The organism is Streptomyces sp. NPDC054932, from assembly GCF_053610205.1.
This window is the reverse complement of sequence record NZ_JBSGXU010000010.1, coordinates 18,048-39,833: the sequence shown is the minus strand read 5'-3', so window position 1 is coordinate 39,833 and position 21,786 is coordinate 18,048. Positions and strand designations below refer to the sequence as shown.

Sequence of the window (21,786 nt, the reverse complement as noted above, 5' to 3'; positions counted from 1 at the left end):
AGCTAGGGACGGATGCCGTCGCAGGCGATCGGCAGGTGGCGGGGGCCGCGCAGGACCGCGTTCTGGCGGTACTGGGGCGGATCCTCCAGCAGTCGCGGGTTCTCCAGCCGGCGGGCCAGCTCGCTCAGCGCCAGCTGGGCCTCCTGCCGGGCCAGCGGAGCGCCGAAGCAGCTGTGGATGCCGCTGCCGAGGCCGAGGTGCTGGATGTCCTTGCGGTCGGGGTCGAAGCGGTCGGGGTCCTCGAAGCGCTTCGGGTCGCGGTTCCCGGAGGCCAGCATCAGCCACAGGGACGCGCCCTGGGGGATGGTCACCCCGGCGACCTCGATGTCCGAGAGGGTGGTGCGCTGGGGCAGCAGCTGCACGGGCGGCTCGTAGCGCAGCAGTTCCTCGACGATCGGGACCGCCAGGTCCGCGTCCCCGCGCAGCCGCTCGAGTACGTCCGGGTGGCGCAGCAGGGTCAGCATGCCGTTGGTGATCAGGTTGACCGTGGTCTCGTGGCCCGCGATCAGCAGCAGCGCGGAGGTGCTGAGCGCCTCCATGGTGGTCATCGCGCCGTCCGGGCCGTCCGCCGTCGCCAGCTGGGACAGCATGTCGTCGCCCGGCTTCTTGCGGCGCTCCTCGATCAGCCCGGCCAGGTACATGCCCAGCTCCATGCGGGCGTCCATCGCACCCTGGCCGTGCTTCGTGGGGTCCGCGTCCGGGTCGGGGTCCAGGCTGGCGGCCAGGGTCTCCGCCCACACGTGGAAGCGGGGCTCGTCCTCCCGGGGGATGCCGAGCAGCCGGCAGATGACCGTGACCGGGAAGGGGTACGCGAACTGGTCGACCAGGTCGATCCGGTCCAGCTGTCCGGTCTCCACGATGCCGTCGATGAGCCCGGAGACGAGGCCGCCGAGTTCGTCGCGCATGTCGTGCACCCGGTGGGGGGCGTGCGGCGGGCCGAACGGACGGTTCGTCATCCGCCGCAGGCGGTCGTGGTCGGGCGGGTCGAGCTTGAGGAAGGACGGGGGCAGGGTCGCCCCCTCCTCGTCGGGCTGCTCCCCGAGCGGGTCGTCCCCGGTCGCCTTCAGGTTCTTGGCGTCGGAGCTGATCCGCGGGTCGTGCAGGAGGCTGTGGATCTCGTAGTACGTGCTGATGACGTACGGGCCGTCCCCGTCGTGGGAGACCGGTGTCTTGCGGAGTTCCTCGTACAGGGGGTACGGATTCGCACGGTTCGCGTAGTCGATGATCTCCCGCAGCAGGGCTTGTGTCATGACAGGTCCTCGTGATCCTCGGGGGAGCGCCCGGTGCGGTCGCGGCGCGGCCAGTGGTGCGCGGGGGCGAAGGTCATCTTCCGGGAGTGAAGGTCATCTTCCGGTCGGCCGGCGAATAGCCGCTCAGCGTGATGGTCGGCCCGTGGGTGGGGACCGACGGGTCGGGGAAGTCGGCCGGTACCGCCTTGTTCCCCTCGGGCCTGCGGTCCACCGTGGAGAACGGCGGGGGGAACGGCGCGGTGGCCTCGATCTGCTGCTCGTAGAACGGCAGCCACCGGCAGTTGTCGAAGGTGACGGCGGCGATCAGGCGCCCCTGGTATCCGTACGCGGCCGCGAACCGGCGCTCGGCGAGCGAGCCCTGCGTGATGAGGATCTCGGTCCCCATCGGCGGCACTCCGACCGACTTGATGTTCACGCCGAACTGGGAGGACCAGAACGCCGGAACCCACAGGTGGGGGCGGCGGTCGGCACTCTCGCTGAGCATGTTGTGCGCGGCGGTGTCGGCCTGTGCGACGGCATTGCCCCAGTGCTCCAGCGACAGGAACTGGTAGCCGAACAGGGCGTGCGGGGAACGTGCCACGTCCCCCGCCACGTAGATGTCGTCGGTGACGATGCCCCGGATGTCGAAGGCCCTGCAGCCCGCGTCGCAGGCGATGCCCCGGGGACCCGCGCCCAGCCCGGAGCCGGAGAGCCACTCGGTGTTGCGCTGCGCGCCCAGCGAGACGACCACCACCTCCGCCTCCACGGTGGACCCGTCGGAGAGGTGGGCGGCGCGGACCCGCCCGGAGGGATCGCCCTCCAGCGAGGTCACCATGACCCCGGTGCGCAGGTCGACGCCGTTCTCCTTGTGCATCTCGGCAGCCACCTGGCCGATGACTCCGCCCAGCGCGCCGACCAGCGGCGCCTCGCCCCGTTCGGCGACGGTGACGTCCAGGCCGCGCTCCCGGCAGGCGGAGGCGATCTCGGACCCGGTGAACCCGGCGCCGATGACCAGCACCCGGCCGGGGCCGGCGGCAAGGGCGCGCTGCAGGCCTTCACCGTCGTCGCGGGTGCGCAGCACGAAGACACCCTTGAGGGCGCCCTCCTCCGGATTGGGCCAGGGCCGGGCGCGCACGCCGGTGGCGATCAGCAGCCGGTCGTACTCGACCTCGTCGCCGTTGCCGAGCCGGACCCGGCGCGCGGCCATGTCCAGGCCCGTGGCCGGGACTCCGAGGCGCCAGTCGGCGTCGATCGTCCGGCGGCGGGGGAGCGCCGTGTGGTCGGCGACCGCGTTGCCCAGCAGGACCTGCTTGGACAGCGGGGGCCGGTCGTACGGCTCGTACGGTTCGTCGCCGATCATCGTGAGCGAACCGGCGAAGCCCTTCTCGCGCATCGTCTCGGCGGCCCGCAGCCCCGCGAGCGAAGCGCCGACGATGACGATGCGGCCCTCGCGCTTGAGGTGTTCCAGGGATCCGTCGTGTGTTGCTGCACCGGTCACCGAGGGCCTCCCGAACGAGATCCGGCTCCGGCCACGGCATCCCGGGCAGCCATGTTCGCCATGTCCTCGTCCGTGATCTCCAGGAGGATGGCCTGGACCGGACAGGCGGCCACGGCACGCAGGACGTTCTCGCGCTGCTCGGGATCGGCGTCCGGGTTGTACAGCAGCGACTCGTCGCCGTGCATGGCGAAGACATCGGGTGCGAGGAAAGCGCACTGCGCGTATCCCTGGCAGCGGTTGAGGTCGACGACAAGCCTCATGACGGTTCTGCCTTTCCCTCGGCTGTCCATCCCCGTCACCCCCCGGAACCCCCGGGTCCTCCCCTTCCCACCAGCATGCACGCGGCACCCGGAGGGCGCCTGCCGGAGAAAGGATCACCAGGTCAGGGCGGGTCGGTGCGGTCCGGAGGGGTCCTTCGGGCGGTGCCGCGCCGGACCCGCAGGACATACAGGCTGACGGTCAGCGCCCAGGCCGGGAACAGCAGCTCGGACCAGGGCACTCCGGAACCGATCACGAGCAGGAGCAGACCAACGACGGTGCCCAGCAGGGCGAGCGGCCGGGGGAAGACGCCGAGCATCCGCCCGATGGTCGAGGTCGCGAGGACGAAGACGGCCGCCATCCGCATGGCGTACGTCGCGAGGAGGGTGTAGGCGTAGTGGCGGCCGAAATCGGAGGGCGTCTCCTCGGCCAGCACCGTGCCCGCCGCCGCGGCGGCGGCGAACAGGGTGGCCACGAAGATGAATCCGCTGCCCAGGAACACGGTGGCGACGAACCGGTCCTCGGCCGCGCCCGTGTGCGCGCGCAGGGCGCCCATGAACCAGAGGAAGAAGATCCCCGCGAAGGGCACGATCTCCAGTGCCACTTGGACCGCCCAGCGCCGGTCCTGGGCGATGGGCGTGCTGGCGTCGCCCGACGGGACGGCGATCCGCATCAGGACGATCGCCGCCGCGAGCAGCAGGGCGAAGGCGATTCCGGCCATTCCGGCCGCGCGCGGTGTGTCCAACCGATCGGTCGTGGGCTTCATGAACCCTCACTCTCTCCCCCGGTCCAGCAAGCGGCAGCTGCTGCCGCGCCACCACCGGGGGCGGCCGACCGGGTGAGTGGGCCCGGCCGGCCGGTGGGTCAGCCGACCGGCTGCGGCACCGGGTCCGCGCTCTCCTCCTCGGCCGCATCGTGCTTGCCGTACCAGGCGACGGCCACCGCTCCGGCGACGGCCAGGACGAAGCCGAGAACCGCGAGCCAGGCCAGGCCCGGGCGGGAGGCGTCGCCGAGCCACAGGACGCCGATCGCGCCCGGGAGGACCGTCTCGCCGACGACCAGGGCCGCCGTGGCGCCGTTCACCGAGCCGATCTGCAGGGCGACCGTGTGCAGGTACATGCCTCCGACGCCCGCCACCAGGATGGCGTAGAGGGCCGGGTCGGTCAGGAAGGCGACCGGGTCGAACGGGTCCACGCCGTTGAGGATCCGGACGCCGACGCCGAGCGCGCCGAAGCCCAGGCCCGACAGCAGGCCCGCCAGGATCGCGGCCCCGCCGCCGAGGAGGCGTACGGCCACCGTGCCGCCCACCATCAGCAGCAGGGTGATCCCCAGCAGCCACCAGTGCGTGGACATCGGCGCGTGGTGGCCGCCCTCGTGACCGGCGGCCGTCGCGAGCAGCACCAGCGCGGTGCAGACGACACCGATCGAGGTCCATTCCTTGCGGCTCAGCCGGATGCCCAGCATCTTCACGCTCAGCACGGCCGTGATCACCAGGTTGGCGCTGATCACCGTCTGGGAGAGGAAGAGGGGCAGCAGGCGGGCGGCCAGGGCACCGAGTCCGAAGCCCACGAAGTCCAGGATCGTGCCGACGATGAATTCCCAGGTCATCGCCGCCTTCGCGGTGGACGACAGGTTGGGGCCGCCGTGGGCGGTCACCCCGGCGGCGGTGGGGGACATGCGTGCGGCACGGCGCGAGCCGACGGCTTGCAGCACGGACCCCGTGCCGTAGCAGATGGACGCCGCGACAGCGGTCAGCAGGCCTATGAGCACCAAGGGCTCCGTTCACGTCTGGCAGGTTTTGCGGTACCTCTGCCAGACGTCAGAACGGGCCGGGAAGTTGCTTCCGGAACTCAGCTCATTGACGCGAGGACGTCCGGGACCTCGTCCACCGAGTCGACGAGCGCGATGCGCGACTCCATCGCACGGCCGCGCGCCAGGGCCCGGAGCAGGGGCCAGGCCGGAAGGTGCTCGGTCCAGTGGGTGCGGCCGACCAGGATCATCGGTGCCGGCTCGCCCCGGGATTCGTAGTAGTTCGGCGTCCCGTTGTCGAAGATCTCCTGGACGGTGCCCGCCGCGCCGGGCAGGAAGACCACGCCCGCGTTGGAGCGGGCCAGCAGCCCGTCCTCGCGGGTGGCGTTCGCGAAGTACTTCGCTATGTGGCCCGCGAAGGCGTTCGGCGGCTCGTGCCCGTAGAACCAGGTCGGAATGCCCACCGAGTCCCCGCCGGCGGGGAAGCGCTCGCGCACGGCGAAGGCCGCGCGCGCCCACTCGGACACCGACGGAGCGAAGGAAGGGGCCTTGGACAGCAGTTCCAGGGCCTCGGCGAGGGCCTCGTCCGGGGCCGGGGCCAGGTAGGCGCCCAGGTTCGCGGCCTCCATCGCACCCGGGCCACCGCCGGTGGCCACCGTCAGCCCGGACCGGGTCAGCGCCCGGCCCAGCTCAGCCGCGCCGCGGTAGTCCGTACCGCCTCGGGCCATGGCGTGGCCGCCCATCACACCGACGACCCGGACACCGGCGAGGTGCTCGTCGAGGGCGTCGGAGATGGCGTCGTCGTGGACGGAGCGGAGCATCGAGGCGAAGACGTCGCCGTCGGACTTCGTCTCCTGGAACCAGGCGTAGGCCTCGGCGTCCGGGGTGACCCCGTACCCGTCGGGCAGCCCGGTGAAGAGCTCCTCGGGCGTGTAGAGCAGGCCCCGGTACGGGTCGAACGGCAGGTCCGGCACGGGCGGGAAGACCAGCGCGCCGTCGGCGCGGACCTTCACCGCCGCGTCGGGCTCCATCGGGCAGCCCAGGAACACGGCCGCCGAGGTGTCGGCGGCCAGCAGCGCGAAGGTCCGCTCCATGAGGTTGACGGACTGGATCCGGTAGCCGCTGAGCGAGCCGCGTGCCACGACCTGGTCGAATTCGGCGAGCGTCTCGATCTCGATGTCTGGGTTGACCATTCGGCCCACCCTAAGGGCTGCCCGGCTCAGCGGGTCAGTGCCAGCGACGTCAGCTGCGCCACACCCCAGCTGAGGGTCGCGCACACGGCCAGGAGCGCCGTGGCCCGCAGACTCGCGGCCGTGCGAAGGACGTTGGAGGGGGCGCCGAGGTCGAGCAGGGCCGTGCGTGCGGGTTCCCGGCTCCGGCGGGCCTCCACCACGGATGTGAGAAGGGTCGCGGCGGCGCACAGGGTCACCAGGGCGGCGGTCGGCCAGGTCAGCGGGCCCAGCGGGACGGGCAGGCCGCCCCGGTCGCGCAGGGCGAGGGCGGTCAGGGCCCCCGCGATCACCGAGCACAGCACGCCCAGCGGCGGGCCGATCCGGGGGGCCTCCTCCTGGAGGATCCGCCCGGCGAGCAGCCGGAGCGCGCCCGGGCGCACGGCCTGGACCAGGCTCCCGCAGGCGTAGGCGAGCCCCGGTCCGGCGAGGGCGAGCCCGACCGCGGTCAGCGACCAGCCGAGGAGCATCCCGGCGCCGCCCCGGCCGGCGTAGGCCAGGACCGCGAGCCCGCATGCGGTCAGTGCGATGCCCCAGGGCAGTCCGGTCTGCGGGGCCAGCGGCGGGTGCGGGCGCAGTGCGAGGGCGGTGGCGGCCGAGGCGGTCAGCGGGATCAGGACCAGCAGGGTGAGGGCGCCCGCCACGGGCAGCGGCTGGTCGGCGTGGAGCAGCTTCGCCCCGGCCCCGTCGAACGGCAGCCCGGCCAGATCCCCGCGCAGGTGGAGGAAGGCGGCGAGGGCCAGGGCGGCGCCGAGGGCACAGGCGACGGCGGTCGAGACGGCGGCGACCAGCATGAGCCGAACGGGTCCCAGCCCGGCGGCGTCCAGTCCCTCGCGGGGCTGGGTCGCGGGGTCGGCCCGGGCCACGACGACGGCGAAGTGGACGGTGACGGCCAGCGGGATCAGGGCCCACAGCAGGCGAGGGAACGATCCGGCGGGCTGGGCCACGGCCCCGGCGAGTACGTAGAGCAGCAGGAAGCCCGTCCCGGCCGAGGCGGCGGCGACGAGGAGCCGCCGCAGCTGGACGAGGGGCCGGGAACCACGGGCTAGGCGGAGAGCGAGCACGCGGCCTGGTCCTCCGTGGTGTCGGCGACGGGGGAGACGGCGGCCGCCGCACCCGCGAGGCGGCCGTCCAGCAGGCCGATCCGGCGGTCCGCGACGGCCGCGGTGGCCTCGTCGTGGGTGGCCAGCAGCACGGTGATGTCGTGGGAGCGGGCCGCGGTGGTCAGCGCACGGAGCAGCAGGGCCCGCTCGGTGCGGTGCAGCGGGGCCGTGGGCTCGTCGGCGAAGATCACCGCGGGCTCGTTGACCAGGGCCCGGGCGAGGGCGACGCGCTGGGACTCGGCGCGGCTCAGCGCGCCGGGGCGCTTGCGGGCGAAGCCGCCGATGTCGAGGCGGTCCAGCCATTCGCAGGCGGCGTTGCGGGCGCTGCGGTGGGAGGCCCCGGCGAGCAGCAGCGGCAGGGCCGCGTTCTCCCAGACCTTCAGCTCGGGCAGCAGCTGGGGCTCGGGGCCGATCCAGCCGAACCGGTCGCGGCGCAGCCGTTCACGGATGAGCCTGCCCATGGTGTGCACGGGGACGCTGTTGAACCAGACCTCGCCCTGCTGGGGTCGCAGCTGCCCGGACAGGCAGCGGAGCAGCGTGGTCTTGCCGCTGCCGCGGGGGCCGGTCAGGGCGAGGATCTCGCCCTGGCGGACCGCGACGGAGACCTCGACGAGGGCGGGGGAGCTGTCGTGGGAGTAGTGAAGGGACCGAGCCCACAGGACGTCATTGTCAGGCGGGGCAATGTCCGGTGGAGCCACCATGGCGTACACCTCCGTCCGAGGGAACGAAGCGGAACCGGATGAAGTCACTGGCGCCGCACTGAGATGTAAAGAGATGAACCGCTTGGATGGTGACAGCACACGGCCCGGACCCCCGCGTTCTCACTCGAACGGGGGATCCGGGCCGTGTGGTCGGACTACTGCGGCTCGGACGGCTCAGCGACCGGTTACAGCTTGGTCCATGCCTCGGTGAGCACCGAGCGCAGGATGCCTTCGATCTCGTCGAAGGTGCCCTGGTCGGCGATCAGCGGCGGCGCGAGCTGGATGACCGGGTCACCGCGGTCGTCGGCCCGGCAGTACAGGCCGTTCTCGAAGAGCGCCTTGGAGAGGAAGCCGTAGAGCACGCGCTCCGTCTCCTCGTCCGTGAAGGACTCCTTCGTGACCTTGTCCTTGACGAGCTCGATGCCGTAGAAGTAGCCGTTGCCGCGGACGTCGCCGACGATCGGCAGGTCGTGCAGCTTCTCCAGCGTCGAGCGGAAGGCGTCCTCGTTGTTCAGCACGTGCTGATTGAGGCCTTCCTTGTCGAAGATGTCGAGGTTGGCCAGCGCGACCGCCGAGGAGACCGGGTGGCCGCCGAAGGTGTAGCCGTGCAGGAAGGTGTTCTCGCCCTTGTAGAACGGCTCCGCGAGGCGGTCGGAGATGATGCAGGCACCGATCGGGGAGTAGCCCGAGGTCATGCCCTTGGCGCAAGTGATCATGTCCGGGACGTAGTCGAACTTGTCACAGGCGAACATCGTGCCGAGGCGGCCGAACGCACAGATCGTCTCGTCGGAGACGAGCAGGACGTCGTACTCGTCGCAGATCTCGCGGACCCGCTGGAAGTACCCGGGCGGCGGCGGGAAGCAGCCACCGGCGTTCTGCACCGGCTCCAGGAAGACGGCGGCGACGGTGTCGGCACCCTCGAAGAGGATCTCCTGCTCGATCTGGTCGGCGCACCAGCGGCCGTAGGCCTCCGGGTCGTCGCCGAAGATCGGGGCGCGGTAGATGTTGGTGTTCGGCACCTTGTGCGCGCCGGGGACCAGCGGCTCGAAGGGGGCCTTGAGGGCCGGCAGGCCCGTGATGGACAGGGCGCCCTGCGGAGTGCCGTGGTAGGCGACCGCACGCGAGATGACCTTGTACTTGGTGTGCTTGCCCTGCAGCTTGAAGTACTGCTTGGCGAGCTTCCAGGCGGTCTCCACGGCCTCACCGCCACCGGTGGTGAAGAAGACCTTGTTCAGGTCGCCCGGGGCGTAGTGGGCGAGGCGCTCGGCGAGCTCGACGGCCTTGGGGTGGGCGTACGACCAGATGGGGAAGAACGCGAGTTCCTGGGCCTGCTTGTAGGCGACCTCGGCCAGTTCCTTGCGGCCGTGACCGGCGTTGACCACGAACAGTCCGGCGAGACCGTCGAGGTAGCGCTTGCCCTTGTCGTCCCAGATGTAAGTGCCCTCGCCCCGGACGATGGTGGGGACGGGGGAGTTCTCGTAGGACGACATGCGGGTGAAGTGCATCCACAGGTGGTCGTACGCGGTCTTGGAGAGGTCCTGGCTCACGGTTATCGGGTTCCCCACATGTAGGTCTGCTTCTTCAGCTTCAGGTAAACGAAGCTTTCGGTTGATCGCACGCCGGGGAGCGTGCGGATCTTCTTGTTGATCGTTTCGAGCAGGTGGTCGTCGTCCTCGCAGACGATCTCCACCATCAGGTCGAACGACCCGGCGGTCATCACCACGTACTCGCACTCGGCCATGGCGGTCAGCGCATCGGCCACCGGGTCGAGGTCGCCCTCGACGTTGATGCCGACCATGGCCTGGCGTCGCAGGCCCACGGTGAGCGGGTCGGTGACGGCGACGATCTGCATGACGCCCTGGTCGAGCAGCTTCTGCACCCGCTGGCGCACGGCTGCTTCGGACAGGCCGACGGCCTTGCCGATCGATGCATAGGGACGGCGACCGTCCTCCTGCAGTTGCTCGATGATCGCCAGGGACACAGCATCGACCGAAGGGGACGGTTGTCTGTTCCTGGAATCTGCGCTTCGACTGACCACGACCTCACTGTGCACGAGGGTCGTCTGTTCCGCAAGGCGGAATCAATGAAATCCGTTGTTTGACGACTCAGATCTCACTGATTTCGTAGTTGGTGGCCTTCGGGTCTGTCGAAAGCCTCTGCCGAGAGGCTAGGCTTGGTAATCGTCTCAATCGTTGGACATGTGATCAGGAGTGTGGCTGTAGTGACCACCGAACTGCGTCGTCTGCGCAACTACATCGGCGGGGAGTTCAAGGACGCCGCCGACGGGCGGACCACCGAGGTGGTCAACCCGGCCACCGGCGAGGTGTACGCCACCGCCCCGCTCTCGGGCCAGGCCGATGTCGATGCCGCCATGGCCGCCGCCGCGGCCGCCTTCCCGGGCTGGCGCGACACCACCCCCTCGGAGCGCCAGAAGGCGCTGCTGAAGATCGCGGACGCCTTCGAGGCGCGCGCGGACGAGCTCGTCGCCGCCGAGTCGGAGAACACCGGCAAGCCGCTGGCCCTGACGGCCAGCGAGGAGCTGCCGCCGATGGTGGACCAGATCCGCTTCTTCGCGGGTGCCGCACGGCTCCTGGAGGGCCGCTCGGCCGGCGAGTACATGGAGGGGATGACCTCGATCATCCGCCGTGAGCCGGTAGGCGTCTGTGCCCAGGTCGCGCCGTGGAACTACCCGATGATGATGGCCGTGTGGAAGTTCGCCCCGGCCATCGCGGCGGGCAACACCGTCGTGCTCAAGCCCTCGGACACCACCCCGGCCTCCACCGTGCTGATGGCGGAGATCATCGACTCGGTGCTGCCCAAGGGCGTCTTCAACGTCATCTGCGGCGACCGGGAGACCGGCAAGGCCATGGTCGAGCACTCCACCCCGGCGATGGCCTCCATCACCGGCTCGGTGCGCGCGGGCATGCAGGTCGCCGAGAGCGCCTCCAAGGACGTCAAGCGCGTCCACCTGGAGCTCGGTGGCAAGGCCCCGGTCGTGGTCTTCGAGGACGCCGACATCCCCAAGGCCGTCGAGGACATCGCGGTCGCCGGTTACTTCAACGCCGGCCAGGACTGCACCGCCGCGACCCGTGTGCTCGTGCACGAGTCGATTCACGACGAGTTCGTGTCTGCGCTCGCCAAGGCCGCCGCCGACACCAAGACCGGCCAGCCGGACGACGAGGACGTGCTGTACGGCCCGCTGAACAACCCGAACCAGCTGAAGCAGGTCGCGGGCTTCATCGAGCGCCTCCCCGCCCACGCCAAGGTCGAGGCGGGTGGCCACCAGGTCGGCGAGAAGGGCTACTTCTACGCCCCGACCGTGGTCTCCGGCCTCAAGCAGGACGACGAGATCATCCAGAACGAGGTCTTCGGCCCCGTCATCACCGTCCAGTCCTTCACGAACGAGGACCAGGCCCTGGAGTACGCGAACGGCGTCGAGTTCGCCCTCGCCTCCTCGGTGTGGACCAAGGACCACGGCCGCGCGATGCGGATGTCCAGGAACCTCGACTTCGGCTGCGTGTGGATCAACACCCACATCCCGCTCGTCGCCGAGATGCCGCACGGTGGCTTCAAGAAGTCCGGCTACGGCAAGGACCTCTCCGCCTACGGCTTCGAGGACTACACGCGCATCAAGCACGTGATGACCTCGCTCGACGGCTGATCGGCCGCATCGATCACAGCACAGCGTTGACGGGGCGGGCAGTAGACAACATGTCTATTGCCCGCCCTTCCGCGTTCCCCGAGGCTGTGCCCATGCCTGAACTCGCCTTCTCCCGCCGTTCTGCGCTGTACGGCCTCGGTGCCGCGGGCCTGTCGGCCGCCCTCTCCGGCTGCGGTGTGCCCGCCGCGTACGTCCCCGAGGGGCGGCGCGAGGGCCCGGACCGCTCCGAGCGGGACCGGAGCGTCGCCTTCTCCAACTGGCCGCTCTACATCGACACCGACGAGGAGGACGAGGAGCGCCGCCCGACACTGGAGGCCTTCTCGGAACTGACGGGCATCGAGGTCCGGTACACCGAGGAGATCAACGACAACGACGAGTTCTTCGGCAAGGTCAGCCCGGCCCTGATGAACCGCCAGGAGACCGGCCACGACCTGATCGTGGTCAGTGACTGGATGGCGGCCCGCTTCGTCCACCTGGGCTGGGCCCAGAAGCTGGACCGGTCGGCCCAGCCCAATGTGACCAGGCATCTGGACCCGCAACTGCGCTCTCCCGCCTTCGACGAGGGGCGGCTGCACACCGTCCCCTGGCAGTCGGGGATCACCGGTGTCGCCTACAACCGCCGGGCCCTGGGCCGGGAGATCAGGTCGGTCAAGGACCTGTGGCAACCGGACCTGGCGGGCAAGGTCACCCTCTTCTCGGGCCTCGACGAGTCCTTCGCCCTGCTGATGCAGGGCAACGGCGTGGACGTCACCCGCTGGACCGAGTCCGACTTCCACCGGATGTGCGACCAGGTCGAGAACATGGTGAAGAAGAAGCACATCCGCCGGTTCACCGGCAACGACTACACCTCCGATCTGAGCAAGGGCGATGTCCTCGCCTGTCAGGCCTACTCCGGTGACGCCATCCAGCTCCGGGCCGACAACCCCGACATCGAGTTCGTCGTCCCCGAGGAGGGGGCCGAGCTCTGGGCGGAGAGCCTGCTCGTCCCCAACCTGGCCCGGCACAAGGCCAACGCCGAGGCCCTCATCGACTACTACTACGACCCGGAGGTGGCGGCCTCGCTCGCCGCCTCCGTCAACTACGTCTGCCCGGTCCCTGCCGCCCGGGAGGTCCTGGCCGGCTCCGACGACAGGGAAACCGCCGAACTGGCCGAGAACCCGCTGATCTTCCCCGACGAGGACATGCGCAAGAGGCTGGTCGTGGCCAGGGACATCTCCTCGGCCGAGCGCCGGTCCCTCGCCAGGCGCTGGAACGCGATCGTCGGACTCTGACCGGCGACTCCCACGAACTGAACATGTTCAGCATTTTGGCTGAACGCGTTCAGAAACAGGCGTAGGCTTCCTGTCATGAGCGAGAGAAGCGCCCTCCAGCGGCGGATCCGTGCCTGGTTGACCCTGTTCCTCATCTGCCTTGTGCTCAGCGGCCTCACGGCCTTCCCTCTGGTCAGTGAGCTCCGCTGGGCCAATGCGCTGATCGACAACGAGTGGCTGCGGCGCGTGGGTGACGGGCTGGACCGGGCCGATGCCGACTACCCCTTCCTCCTTTACGGAACCGACTGGCTCGCCTTCGCCCACCTGGTCATCGCCGTCTTCTTCTACGGGGTCCACCGCGACCCGGTCCGCAACATCTGGATCGTCGAGGCCGGCATGATCGCCTGCGCCGGAGTGATACCGCTGGCCCTGATCTGCGGCCCGATCCGCGGCATCCCCTTCTGGTGGAGCGTCATCGACATGGCGTTCGGGGTCTTCGGAGTGATCCCCCTGCTGGTGCTCCATCGCATGATCAAGCGCCTGGAGGCCATGCCGGAGCCGCCCCGGCCGGACCGCGAGGCCGGGACCGGAGTCGGGGCCCTGGCCGAGGCCGCGGCCGGTGGCCGGCCCGCTACCGGCTGAACGCCGCCATCACGATGTCGAAGGCCACTCGGTTCGTGTCCTGCCCCTTGGCGTCCACGGAGTTGACCGAATGGACGAGGGTGCGCGACAGGTCGCGGGTGCCGCCGATGACGGTGCTGTAGCCGTGGCGCGAGCCCGTCTTGCCGTAGGTCACCGTGCCGTCCGGCAGGACCAGCCGCTTCAGCCCCGCCGTCTGCGCCGCGTCCTCCCCGCTCTCGAAGTCCTTCACCTCGGGCACCGTGAACATCTCCTCCAGCTGCGCCCTCGGCACCAGCCGCCCGCTGAACAGGGCCACGGTGAATCGCTCCAGGTCCGCAGTGGTCGATATCAGGTCCCCGGCGGCCCAGTTGGACCAGGAATTCCACTCCGTCACGTCCACCAGCTCCCGGGTGCCGTCGGCCCGGGTCACCGCCTGGTAGCCGCGGTGGTGCGGTCCCGGTATCCGCGTCTGCGCAGGGCGCGGAAGCGAGGTGTCGCGCAGTCCCAGCGGCTTGAATATCCGGGTGGTCAGGGCCTGTTCGTAGGAGCTGCCCGTCACCTTCTCGATGAGTACGCCCAGGATCGTGTAGTCGATGTTGAGGTAGTGCTGCCGGGTCCCCGGGTCGAACTCGGGCCCCTTGGCGACCGCGTTGGCGATCAGAGCCCGCGGGTCGTCCCGGTCGAACCGGTGGGCATAGGCGTCCTCGAAGGTGTCACCCGGACCGTCGGCCGGGCGGATACCGCTCGTGTAGTTCAGCAGCTGCCGCACGGTGACGGGCCGGAAGGTCCCCGGCAGCAGGCCCGGCAGGTACTCCTGCACCGGGCGGTCCAGCTCCACCCGCCCCTCGGCGGCGAGCTGGAGCACCACTGCCGCAGTGAAGGTCTTGGTCACCGACCCCGCCCGGAACCGCGCCCGCTCCAGTGCCTCCCGCCCCGTCCGGACATCGGCCACCCCGGAGTGCCCCTGCCAGCTGCCGCTCGTACCGCCCACGCGGACCAGCGCGGCCGTCGCGTCCCTGTGCCCGGCGCCGAGCCCGGCGATCGCCTTCTCCAGCGCCGCCGCGTTCGGCGGCGTCGAGAACACCGGCGCGGCCGCGCCCGAGGAAGCCGGCGCCGGGGCCGCACCCGTGGCGGCCGGAGCGTGCGCGGCATGCGCGACGGCAGGACCGGAGGCGATCCCCAGCACCAGGGCCGTGGCGATCAGTGCGCGTGTCGTTGCGTTCATGGTTGAGGTGCTCCCCCTGCGAGAACCGGGGCCGTGTGCCCCGATGACCTCAATGCTCCTGGTCGCAGAGGTAGTTGCGGATCACCAGCGAGAGGGGTCTTCACCGGTACGACAACTCACCGGCGCGAGGGATGCGACACGCCGTCGCCTCACTCCCCAGCGGGAGTACCCGCCGCGATCAGGCCCGTCTCGTACGCGCAGATCACCGCCTGGATCCGGTCCCGCAGACCCAGCTTGGCCAGCACGTTCCCCACATGCGACTTCACCGTGTGCTCGCTCACCACCAGCGCCGCCGCGATCTCCGCGTTCGACAGCCCCCGCCCCAGATGCAGCAGCGTCTCCCGCTCCCGCGCCGTCAGTACGTCCAGCCGGCCCGCCGGCAGCTCGGCCCGCGCCGCAGCCCCCGTCACCGTCGTGTACTCCTCGATCAGCCTGCGCGCCACCGACGGCGCCAGCAGGGACTCGCCCGCCGCCACCACCCGTACCGCGTGCACCAGATCGTCCCGCCGCACGTCCTTCAGCAGGAACCCGCTCGCCCCCGCGTGCAGCGACTCGTACACGTACTCGTCCGAGTCGAAGGTCGTCAGCATCACCGTCCGGCACGCGCTCCGTGCCGAGATCGCCCGGCACGCCTCGATCCCGTCCAGCTCCGGCATCCGGATGTCCAGCAGCGCCACGTCCGGAGCGAGCCGGTCCACCGCCTCCACCGCGGCCCGGCCGTCCCCCACCTCCGCCACGACCTCGATGTCCTCCTGGACGTCCAGGATCATCGCGAACCCGCTGCGCACCAGCTCCTGGTCGTCGGCCACCACCACACGGATCGTCAACTCCCCACCTCCTGCGGCGAGGCTACAAGGACCACCCGCACCGAGAAGCCCCGGCCGTCCGGGCCCGGACCGGTCCGCGCCGTCCCGCCGTGCGCCGCCGCCCGCTCGCGGATCCCGATCAGACCGTGCCCTCCCGACCCCTCACCGGGTCCCCGGCCGTTGTCCGTCACCGTCACCGTGAGCGCCCCCGGCCCGTACTCCAGCCGTACGTCCACCGCCGAGGCCCCGGCGTGCTTCACCACGTTCGTCAGCGCCTCCTGCACCACCCGGTGCACCGTCGCCTCCAGCGCCGCCGGCAGCTCGCGCACCTCGCCCGAGCGCTCGTACGACACCCGCAGCCCGCTCGCCCGCACCCGGTCCAGGAGCGCCGGCAGCGCCCCGATTCCGGGCTGCGGTGCTCGCGGAGCCCCCGCCTCCTCGGTCCGGAGCACACCCAGCATCGTGCGCAGCTGCGCCATCGCGTCCCGCCCGGTCTCGGCGATCGCCTCGAAGGCCGCCTCGGCCCGAGCCGGTGCCCTGCGCACCGCCACCGGACCCGCCTCGGCCTGCACGATCATGATGCTGACCGCGTGCGAGAGGATGTCGTGCATCTCCCGCGCTATCCGCGCCCGTTCGCGCGCCGCCGCCTGCTCCGCCTCGATCCGGTTCGCGCGCTCCAGCTGCGCCGCCCGGTCCTCGACGGCCGCCGTGTACGCCTGCCGGGTGGCCTGCAGCCGGCCCAGCGCGAACGCCGCCCCGAAGACGAACAGCGAGAACAGCAGCTCCCTGGCCGTCGTGGTGTTCAGCGCCACGGAGCCCACGATGGCCACCACCACGACCGCCCCCATCACGAGGCGCACCCGCGGCGGGCAGAGCAGCGAGATCGTGTAGACGGCGATCAGCGGCGCGTACGGCAGGGGCTGCCCGGGACCGTCCAGCGACAGCCGGTAGACCGAACCGGCCGCGATCACGGCGAACATCACCCACACCGGAGCCCGCCGGCGCCAGACCAGCGGCACGTTGATCAGCATGGTCAGCAGGTACGCCGCCCCGGTGGCCGGCGAGTCGCCCGGCCCCCGCGGCACGACGAACGGGATCGTCGTCGCCACCTGCACCAACAGCATCAGCCCGAGGTCCTGCCAGCGGGGATCCGCGCGCCGGATGTGCTCCCCGAGGACCCGTATCACCGCCCGAGCCCGGCCCGTACCGCCGTCAGCACGTCCAGCCGGTTCGTGGTGATCGAGTCGACCCCGGCCGCGACGAGTGCCTTCACCGTCCGCCGGGTGTCCGCGGTCCAGGCCGACACCAGCAGGCCGTCCCGGTGGAGCGCGTCCACCAGCTCCCGGTCCACCAGCCCGAAGCGGTAGTTGAGCCAGCGCGGCGCCACGGCATCGATCAGCGCGCGCCGCGGCGGGTTCAGCGTGGTCCAGGTCAGCGCGATCTCCGCGCCCGGATCGGCGGCGCGCACCGCCAGCATCGTGTCGGGGCCGGCGCAGTAGGACGTCCGCTCGCGCGCCCCGCATTCACGGACCTGGCCGACGACGGTCCGTACCGCCTCGGGCGTGGCGCCCGGGAGGTCGAGCATCAGCAGGCCCGCCCCCGCGGCCATCAGTGCGTCGCGCAGCGTGGGCACCCCGCCCTGCGTCAGCTCCCGCAGCTGTGGAGCCGCGACGTCGTCGAGGCGTACGTCATGGCCCCACAGCCGCTGGAGCGTCTCGTCGTGCAGCAGGACCGGCACCCCGTCACGGGTCAGCCGTACGTCGATCTCGACGGCGTCCGCCCCGCGCGCGAAGGCGGAGCGGATCGAGGCCAGGGTGTTCTCACGGACGCGGTAGGGGTCGCCGCGGTGGCCGACGGCAGTCAGAGTGCTCATGTCCCCATTCTCAGGGGCGCAGTTGCCGGGGAGGGGTCAGCGCGCGAGCCATTCGGCGGTGTACGTGTCGATCTCCGCGCTCAGCTTCGCCTTGCCGGCCGGGTCCAGGAAGGAGGCCTCGACGGCGTTCTTGGCGAGCTGCGCGAGCCCGAGCTCGTCGAGGTCGAGGAGGCGGGCGGCCACCGCGTACTCGTTGTTGAGGTCGGAACCGAACATCGGCGGGTCGTCGCTGTTGATGGTGACGAGGACGCCCGCGGCGACCATCTCCTTCACCGGGTGCCGGTCGAGGTCGGTCACCGCGCGGGTGGCGATGTTGGAGGTCGGGCAGACCTCCAGCGCGATCCGGTGCTCGGCGAGGTACGCGAGCAGCTCCGGGTCCTGGGTGGCGCTGGTGCCGTGGCCGATGCGCTCGGCGCCCAGCTCGCGGATGGCGTCCCAGATCGTCTCCGGGCCGGTGGTCTCGCCGGCGTGCGGGACGCTGCGCAGGCCGGCGGCGCGGGCCGCGTCGAAGTACGGCTTGAACTGCGGGCGCGGGACGCCGATCTCGGGGCCGCCGAGGCCGAAGGAGACCAGGCCCTCGGGGCGGTGGTCGACGGCGAGCCGGGCGGTCTCGGCCGCGGCCTCCAGGCCGGCCTCGCCCGGAATGTCGAAGCACCAGCGCAGGATGACGCCGAGTTCGGCCTCGGCGGCCCTGCGGGCGTCCTCGATGGCCTCCATGAAGGCCTTCTCGTCGATGCCGCGGCGGGTGGAGGAGTACGGGGTGATGGTCAGCTCGGCGTAGCGGATGTTCTGCCGGGCCATGTCGCGGGCGACTTCGAAGGTGAGGGTGCGGACGTCGTCCGGGGTGCGGACCAGGTCGACCACCGACAGGTAGACCTCGATGAAGTGCGCGAAGTCGGTGAAGGTGAAGTAGTCGGCGAGGGCCTCGGGATCCGTGGGGACCTTCGAGTCGGGGTGCCGGGAGGCGAGCTCGGCCACGATGCGCGGGGATGCCGAGCCGACGTGGTGGACGTGGAGTTCGGCCTTGGGCAGCCCCGCGATGAAGGGGTGCAGGTCGGTCATGGGGAGTGCCTCCGGGAGGACGCGGGTGCGGGCAGGTCGGGATTCATCGTAGGCACGCCCGTGACTGTCGGTGGCAGCGCTTAGCATGGCTGTACGAGAGGGGGGCGCCGTATGACCGACAGCAGTCCCGAGCCGCGAGACCCGTGGGCGCCGCCGGAGCGGCCGGCGGTCGAGCTGGGCAAGGCGCGGGGGGAGCACGGCGCGCCGGGCGTGTCGGGCCCGCCGTCCGTGCACGACCAGCCCACGCTCGCCGGGATGCCGGGCCACCAGCTCCTCCCGCCCGCCCCGGACCGGGCCCCGGCAGCAACCCAGCCCCCGATACCGATGACCGGGCCGCCCGCGACACCCGCGTACGGGTATCCGGCCCAGCCCGGCTACGGGTACCCGGGGGACGCGGGTTACCCCGGATATCCCGCTCAATCCGGGTACCCGGGATACCCGGGACATCCGGGCCACGGTTCCTACCCGCCCTACGGGGCGCAGCGCAGCAACGGCCTCGGCATCGCCGCGCTCGTCTTCGGCATCGTCGCCGTCGTCGGCTGCATCACCAGCTTCATAGCGATCGCGCTCGGGATCACGGCGGTCGTCCTCGGCGTCCTCGGCCGCGGCAAGGCGAGCCGCGGCGAGGCCGACAACGGCGGGATGGCGCTCGCCGGCATCATTCTGGGCGCGATCGGCATCGTGCTGGGCGCCCTGATGATCGCGGTCATGTTCGCCGGTTTCATGGACCGGGGCTCGGTCGACGACTCGCCCTACGACAGCCCCTACGACAACTCCCGGGTGCGCGAGAAGATCTGACCGGGCCGTCTCAGGACGCCCACGGCCAGTCGGCGTCGCGGCCGGCCTCGATCAGGGACACCATCCGGAAGGCGCTGTCGGTGAGCCCGCCGAAGGTGTGCCGGTTCGCTCCGCCGGAGGGTGCGTGCCCCACCCGGTAGCCGGCCAGGTTCCAGGTGTACACCGGGACCGTGGACGGCACCTCGGCCGTCGGATCCCCGCCGTAGCCGTACGCGGCGGCCTGCTCGTCGGTGACGATCAGCACCCGGTCGTGGCCCCGGTAGTGCTTCTTCACGGCCTTGGCCGTGTAGGTCCCCCCGAGATCACCGAACCGCTCCAGCACCTTCAGCACCGACTCGCCCCGCAGGCACTGGACCGCCTGGCTGGTCGTACCGAACTGCACCAGGTCGGCCTGCTCGGCCCGCAGCGCCAGCGCCGCACCGAAAACGGCCGCGGCGTCCGCCCGGTTGAGCCGGGAGCGGTCCGACAGCGGGGACCACATCGACCCGGACCGGTCGACGAGGACCAGCGTCCGGCCGGGCAGCGCCGGTACGTTGGCCAGCGAGTGGCCGAGCGCCTGCTCCAGCGGGTACGCCCAGCGCAGCGAGGGTGCGTGCTGATAGGCGGCCAGGTAGCGGAAGGGGAACTGCCGGGACCGGGCGACGACCTCCGGGTCGGAGATCTTCGCCGCGACCTGCGCGGCCACCGCGTCCGAGACCCCGGCCTGGTCGAAGTTGCGCAGGTTGCGCAGCAGCGCCATCGCACCCATGGACGGAATGACCGCCTCCCAGGCGGTCGCGTCCATCGGTCCCTGCAGCCAACCGGCCAGCGCCTCCCAGGTCATGCCCGCCTCCGCGAGCCGCTCCGCTGCGTCCGGGGCGGTGACCACGGCACGCCGCTGCTCCACCGGCAGCTCCATCAGCGCCCGGTGGGCCGCGAGGGTGCGGTTGCCCGCCGGGATCTGCGCGCTCTCCGGATGGTGCCTGCGGTCGAGGGCGTGGCGGAACAGCTCGCCCTGCCAGGGCTTGGCCGGGTCGGGGGAGGCGTGGACGAGGTTGAGGACGTCACCGAAGCGGAAGGCCCTGGAGTCGGTGTCGTACTTCAGCAGCGAGGTGCCGGAGTAGAGCCGGCGCACGGCGTCGGCGATACCGCGCTTGACGGGCTTGGGCACGCTCCGCCCGTACGTCGCCGTCCAGTAGGCCAGCAGCTCACCGGGCTCGTCCGCGCGCTGCAGGACGCAGTCCACGACCTGGCGGTTCGAAGGCCCGTCGGTGGCGCCCGCGTCGAGCCGGGCCTTCACGTACTCGGCGGCGCCGACGAGCGAGGCGGTCCGCATGTTCGCGTCCCCGCGCAGCCAGCCCAGCAGTCCGGCCGTCCACACGGGATCCTCGACGGCGAGGGTGCGCACGAGCGCCGAGAAGCGGTCGTCGCGTGCCTCGCCGCTCTCGTACGCGGTCTGCTGCGTCACGAAGTTGGCGACGGCGAGCAGGAACAGCTCGGAGCGCGCGTCGCGCAGATGGCCCGAGCCGCCCTGGTGGGTGCGGGCGGGTCCGGTGGAGCGGACGGGTGAGGTGGGCGCGGCGGATGCCGACCGGCTCCGGCGCAGGTTGAAACGAGCCATGTGAATCCCCCCGAATTCAAAGCGATTGGGGAGAGGCGTGACGTGCGGGATGCCCGAGATCCGAAGTCGGCGACGGACTTGTGTCAGCTGCTCTCACCATCTGAGCTACCGGCCGGAGCCGGGCGGGACTCGAACCCGCGACCCGCTGAATGGAAGAAGTAACCGTTGCCTGCGCACCGGGCATCCCGCACGCGTGCCTCCCGAGATCAAGGTGGCGGCGGCTTGGATTCTCTGGAAGGAAGGAGCCGCAGCCCGCGCACCGGGAGGTGCGTGACGTAGGTGTCCGGAGAACATCGTCGGCGAAACCACGCGGTGCTCTACCTGCTGAGCTACACCGGCCGGAGCCGGTGGCGGGGGTCGAACCCGCGACACTCGAAGTAGGTCTCGCCTGCGCACCTGGACGAGGATCACGTTAGGGCACGGCCTCCCTTGCCCGCCACGCAATACTTCTGAGCTCGGCCGCGACCCGGCGCCGCTCCGGTCACGCGCCGGTGTCGCGCAGCTGCGCGCGGGCCTCCATGAGGGCGAAGCCCAGCAGGTTCAGCCCCCGCCAGCGTGCCGGGTCCAGGGCGCGCTCGTCGTCGGCCGCCAGCCCGATGCCCCAGATCCGGTCCATCGGGCTCGCCTCCACCAGCACCCGGTTCCCGGTGCCCAGCAGGTACCCGCGCAGTGCCGGGTCGGAGTCGAACTTGTGCACGCTGCCCTCCACCACCAGGGCGAAGCGCTCCCGCTCCCACACCGCGTTGTCGAAGTCGCGCACGAGCCGCCCGACCTTCTTCGCCTCGGCCGGGCTCCTGGCCTCCAGCGCGGCGCGCTCGGCCTCGGCGTCGCCGAACAGCCGGGCCTTGCCGGCCATCATCCAGTGCTCCGCGGTCGCATAACGGACGTCACCGACAGTGAAGGCGGAGGGCCACCACTGGCTGAGGCAGCTCGGGCCGAGACTGCCGTCCGGCCGCGGGCGGTGCCCCCAGAACGGCAGGTACTTCACCCGCTCACCACGGCTGACCTGCTTGATCAGATTGTCGATCATCTCCATGCACGCGAGTCTGGCAGTCGCCACTGACACTTCGTACGGGTTTTTCGGTGTGCCTCGACACATGGTCGACCGATTCCGTCGCGTAAT

At 71.1% G+C, this 21,786-nt stretch carries 21 protein-coding genes; 4 read left to right on the top strand and 17 right to left on the bottom strand.

The genetic code is table 11. The features are described 5' to 3' along the window. Positions 1 to 2: 2 nt before the first annotated feature. The 10 genes from ACWGE1_RS04785 to ACWGE1_RS04740 form a co-directional block, all read right to left on the bottom strand. On the bottom strand, positions 3 to 1,250 hold the full coding sequence (locus tag ACWGE1_RS04785) for a cytochrome P450 (RefSeq protein WP_453419128.1): 1,248 nt from the start codon (positions 1,248 to 1,250) through the stop codon (positions 3 to 5). Between the two features lie 73 nt (positions 1,251 to 1,323). Further along, a complete protein-coding gene (locus ACWGE1_RS04780) occupies positions 1,324 to 2,727 on the bottom strand; it encodes an NAD(P)/FAD-dependent oxidoreductase (RefSeq protein ID WP_453419127.1) in 1,404 nt (467 codons plus the stop codon). Then, positions 2,724 to 2,987, bottom strand: coding sequence for a ferredoxin (locus ACWGE1_RS04775; RefSeq protein WP_453419126.1), 264 nt, complete (start codon positions 2,985 to 2,987; stop codon positions 2,724 to 2,726). Before ACWGE1_RS04775 ends, ACWGE1_RS04780 begins: the two co-directional genes overlap by 4 nt. A 122-nt stretch (positions 2,988 to 3,109) precedes the next feature. Beyond that, positions 3,110 to 3,751 carry a hypothetical protein gene (locus ACWGE1_RS04770; protein ID WP_453419125.1) on the bottom strand — a complete coding sequence of 214 codons (642 nt, stop codon included), beginning with the start codon at positions 3,749 to 3,751 and terminating at the stop codon, positions 3,110 to 3,112. A 98-nt stretch (positions 3,752 to 3,849) separates the two neighbouring features. After that, positions 3,850 to 4,755, bottom strand: a complete 906-nt coding sequence (locus tag ACWGE1_RS04765; RefSeq protein ID WP_453419124.1) for a hypothetical protein — start codon at positions 4,753 to 4,755, stop codon at positions 3,850 to 3,852. Between the two features lie 80 nt (positions 4,756 to 4,835). Then, positions 4,836 to 5,927 carry an LOG family protein gene (locus ACWGE1_RS04760; RefSeq protein WP_453419123.1) on the bottom strand — a complete coding sequence of 364 codons (1,092 nt, stop codon included), beginning with the start codon at positions 5,925 to 5,927 and terminating at the stop codon, positions 4,836 to 4,838. A 26-nt stretch (positions 5,928 to 5,953) separates the two neighbouring features. Further along, complete coding sequence (locus ACWGE1_RS04755) at positions 5,954 to 7,027, bottom strand: hypothetical protein (protein ID WP_453419122.1); 1,074 nt, start codon at positions 7,025 to 7,027, stop codon at positions 5,954 to 5,956. Continuing rightward, positions 7,009 to 7,767: an ABC transporter ATP-binding protein gene (locus ACWGE1_RS04750; RefSeq protein ID WP_453419121.1), complete on the bottom strand. Its 759-nt coding sequence runs from the start codon at positions 7,765 to 7,767 to the stop codon at positions 7,009 to 7,011. Before ACWGE1_RS04750 ends, ACWGE1_RS04755 begins: the two co-directional genes overlap by 19 nt. A 185-nt stretch (positions 7,768 to 7,952) precedes the next feature. Continuing rightward, positions 7,953 to 9,332: an aspartate aminotransferase family protein gene (locus ACWGE1_RS04745; RefSeq protein ID WP_453419120.1), complete on the bottom strand. Its 1,380-nt coding sequence runs from the start codon at positions 9,330 to 9,332 to the stop codon at positions 7,953 to 7,955. Next, positions 9,317 to 9,820: an Lrp/AsnC family transcriptional regulator gene (locus tag ACWGE1_RS04740; protein WP_007266859.1), complete on the bottom strand. Its 504-nt coding sequence runs from the start codon at positions 9,818 to 9,820 to the stop codon at positions 9,317 to 9,319. Before ACWGE1_RS04740 ends, ACWGE1_RS04745 begins: the two co-directional genes overlap by 16 nt. 168 nt (positions 9,821 to 9,988) lie before the next feature. Here ACWGE1_RS04740 and ACWGE1_RS04735 point away from each other — a divergent pair, with 168 nt between their 5' ends. The 3 genes from ACWGE1_RS04735 (at position 9,989) to ACWGE1_RS04725 (ending at position 13,320) form a co-directional block, all read left to right on the top strand. After that, positions 9,989 to 11,428 carry a gamma-aminobutyraldehyde dehydrogenase gene (locus ACWGE1_RS04735; protein WP_453419119.1) on the top strand — a complete coding sequence of 480 codons (1,440 nt, stop codon included), beginning with the start codon at positions 9,989 to 9,991 and terminating at the stop codon, positions 11,426 to 11,428. A 92-nt stretch (positions 11,429 to 11,520) separates the two neighbouring features. Beyond that, positions 11,521 to 12,699, top strand: a complete 1,179-nt coding sequence (locus tag ACWGE1_RS04730; protein ID WP_453419118.1) for an ABC transporter substrate-binding protein — start codon at positions 11,521 to 11,523, stop codon at positions 12,697 to 12,699. Between the two features lie 75 nt (positions 12,700 to 12,774). Continuing rightward, a complete protein-coding gene (locus ACWGE1_RS04725; RefSeq protein ID WP_453419117.1) occupies positions 12,775 to 13,320 on the top strand; it encodes a hypothetical protein in 546 nt (181 codons plus the stop codon). Here ACWGE1_RS04725 and ACWGE1_RS04720 read toward each other — a convergent pair. From ACWGE1_RS04720 to ACWGE1_RS04700, 5 genes are all read right to left on the bottom strand, one after another. Further along, positions 13,310 to 14,524, bottom strand: coding sequence for a serine hydrolase domain-containing protein (locus ACWGE1_RS04720; RefSeq protein WP_453419116.1), 1,215 nt, complete (start codon positions 14,522 to 14,524; stop codon positions 13,310 to 13,312). The genes ACWGE1_RS04725 and ACWGE1_RS04720 overlap by 11 nt on opposite strands. 149 nt (positions 14,525 to 14,673) lie before the next feature. Next, positions 14,674 to 15,351 carry a response regulator gene (locus ACWGE1_RS04715; protein ID WP_453419115.1) on the bottom strand — a complete coding sequence of 226 codons (678 nt, stop codon included), beginning with the start codon at positions 15,349 to 15,351 and terminating at the stop codon, positions 14,674 to 14,676. Continuing rightward, on the bottom strand, positions 15,348 to 16,493 hold the full coding sequence (locus ACWGE1_RS04710) for a sensor histidine kinase (protein ID WP_453419161.1): 1,146 nt from the start codon (positions 16,491 to 16,493) through the stop codon (positions 15,348 to 15,350). Before ACWGE1_RS04710 ends, ACWGE1_RS04715 begins: the two co-directional genes overlap by 4 nt. 20 nt (positions 16,494 to 16,513) lie before the next feature. Next, positions 16,514 to 17,203 (bottom strand): glycerophosphodiester phosphodiesterase, encoded by a 690-nt coding sequence (locus tag ACWGE1_RS04705; RefSeq protein ID WP_453419114.1) that lies wholly within the window; start codon positions 17,201 to 17,203, stop codon positions 16,514 to 16,516. A gap of 36 nt (positions 17,204 to 17,239) precedes the next feature. After that, a complete protein-coding gene (locus tag ACWGE1_RS04700; RefSeq protein ID WP_453419113.1) occupies positions 17,240 to 18,265 on the bottom strand; it encodes an adenosine deaminase in 1,026 nt (341 codons plus the stop codon). 111 nt (positions 18,266 to 18,376) lie between these two features. Here ACWGE1_RS04700 and ACWGE1_RS04695 point away from each other — a divergent pair, with 111 nt between their 5' ends. Further along, on the top strand, positions 18,377 to 19,063 hold the full coding sequence (locus ACWGE1_RS04695) for a DUF4190 domain-containing protein (RefSeq protein ID WP_453419112.1): 687 nt from the start codon (positions 18,377 to 18,379) through the stop codon (positions 19,061 to 19,063). A gap of 10 nt (positions 19,064 to 19,073) precedes the next feature. Here ACWGE1_RS04695 and ACWGE1_RS04690 read toward each other — a convergent pair whose 3' ends face one another. Continuing rightward, on the bottom strand, positions 19,074 to 20,663 hold the full coding sequence (locus ACWGE1_RS04690; RefSeq protein ID WP_453419111.1) for a TROVE domain-containing protein: 1,590 nt from the start codon (positions 20,661 to 20,663) through the stop codon (positions 19,074 to 19,076). Between the two features lie 481 nt (positions 20,664 to 21,144). Beyond that, positions 21,145 to 21,699 (bottom strand): NADAR family protein, encoded by a 555-nt coding sequence (locus ACWGE1_RS04685; RefSeq protein ID WP_453419110.1) that lies wholly within the window; start codon positions 21,697 to 21,699, stop codon positions 21,145 to 21,147. Positions 21,700 to 21,786 lie beyond the last annotated feature (87 nt).

What these genes read in the sequence shown, in the direction of transcription:
- ACWGE1_RS04785 (WP_453419128.1), bottom strand. Translation starts at nt 1,250, where the DNA reads ATGACACAAGCCCTGCTGCGGGAGATCATCGACTACGCGAACCGTGCG.
- ACWGE1_RS04775 (WP_453419126.1), bottom strand. Translation starts at nt 2,987, where the DNA reads ATGAGGCTTGTCGTCGACCTCAACCGCTGCCAGGGATACGCGCAGTGC.
- ACWGE1_RS04770 (WP_453419125.1), bottom strand. Translation starts at nt 3,751, where the DNA reads ATGAAGCCCACGACCGATCGGTTGGACACACCGCGCGCGGCCGGAATG.
- ACWGE1_RS04760 (WP_453419123.1), bottom strand. Translation starts at nt 5,927, where the DNA reads ATGGTCAACCCAGACATCGAGATCGAGACGCTCGCCGAATTCGACCAG.
- ACWGE1_RS04750 (WP_453419121.1), bottom strand. Translation starts at nt 7,767, where the DNA reads ATGGTGGCTCCACCGGACATTGCCCCGCCTGACAATGACGTCCTGTGG.
- ACWGE1_RS04730 (WP_453419118.1), top strand. Translation starts at nt 11,521, where the DNA reads ATGCCTGAACTCGCCTTCTCCCGCCGTTCTGCGCTGTACGGCCTCGGT.
- ACWGE1_RS04725 (WP_453419117.1), top strand. Translation starts at nt 12,775, where the DNA reads ATGAGCGAGAGAAGCGCCCTCCAGCGGCGGATCCGTGCCTGGTTGACC.
- ACWGE1_RS04720 (WP_453419116.1), bottom strand. Translation starts at nt 14,524, where the DNA reads ATGAACGCAACGACACGCGCACTGATCGCCACGGCCCTGGTGCTGGGG.
- ACWGE1_RS04705 (WP_453419114.1), bottom strand. Translation starts at nt 17,203, where the DNA reads ATGAGCACTCTGACTGCCGTCGGCCACCGCGGCGACCCCTACCGCGTC.
- ACWGE1_RS04700 (WP_453419113.1), bottom strand. Translation starts at nt 18,265, where the DNA reads ATGACCGACCTGCACCCCTTCATCGCGGGGCTGCCCAAGGCCGAACTC.
- ACWGE1_RS04695 (WP_453419112.1), top strand. Translation starts at nt 18,377, where the DNA reads ATGACCGACAGCAGTCCCGAGCCGCGAGACCCGTGGGCGCCGCCGGAG.
- ACWGE1_RS04690 (WP_453419111.1), bottom strand. Translation starts at nt 20,663, where the DNA reads ATGGCTCGTTTCAACCTGCGCCGGAGCCGGTCGGCATCCGCCGCGCCC.
- ACWGE1_RS04685 (WP_453419110.1), bottom strand. Translation starts at nt 21,699, where the DNA reads ATGGAGATGATCGACAATCTGATCAAGCAGGTCAGCCGTGGTGAGCGG.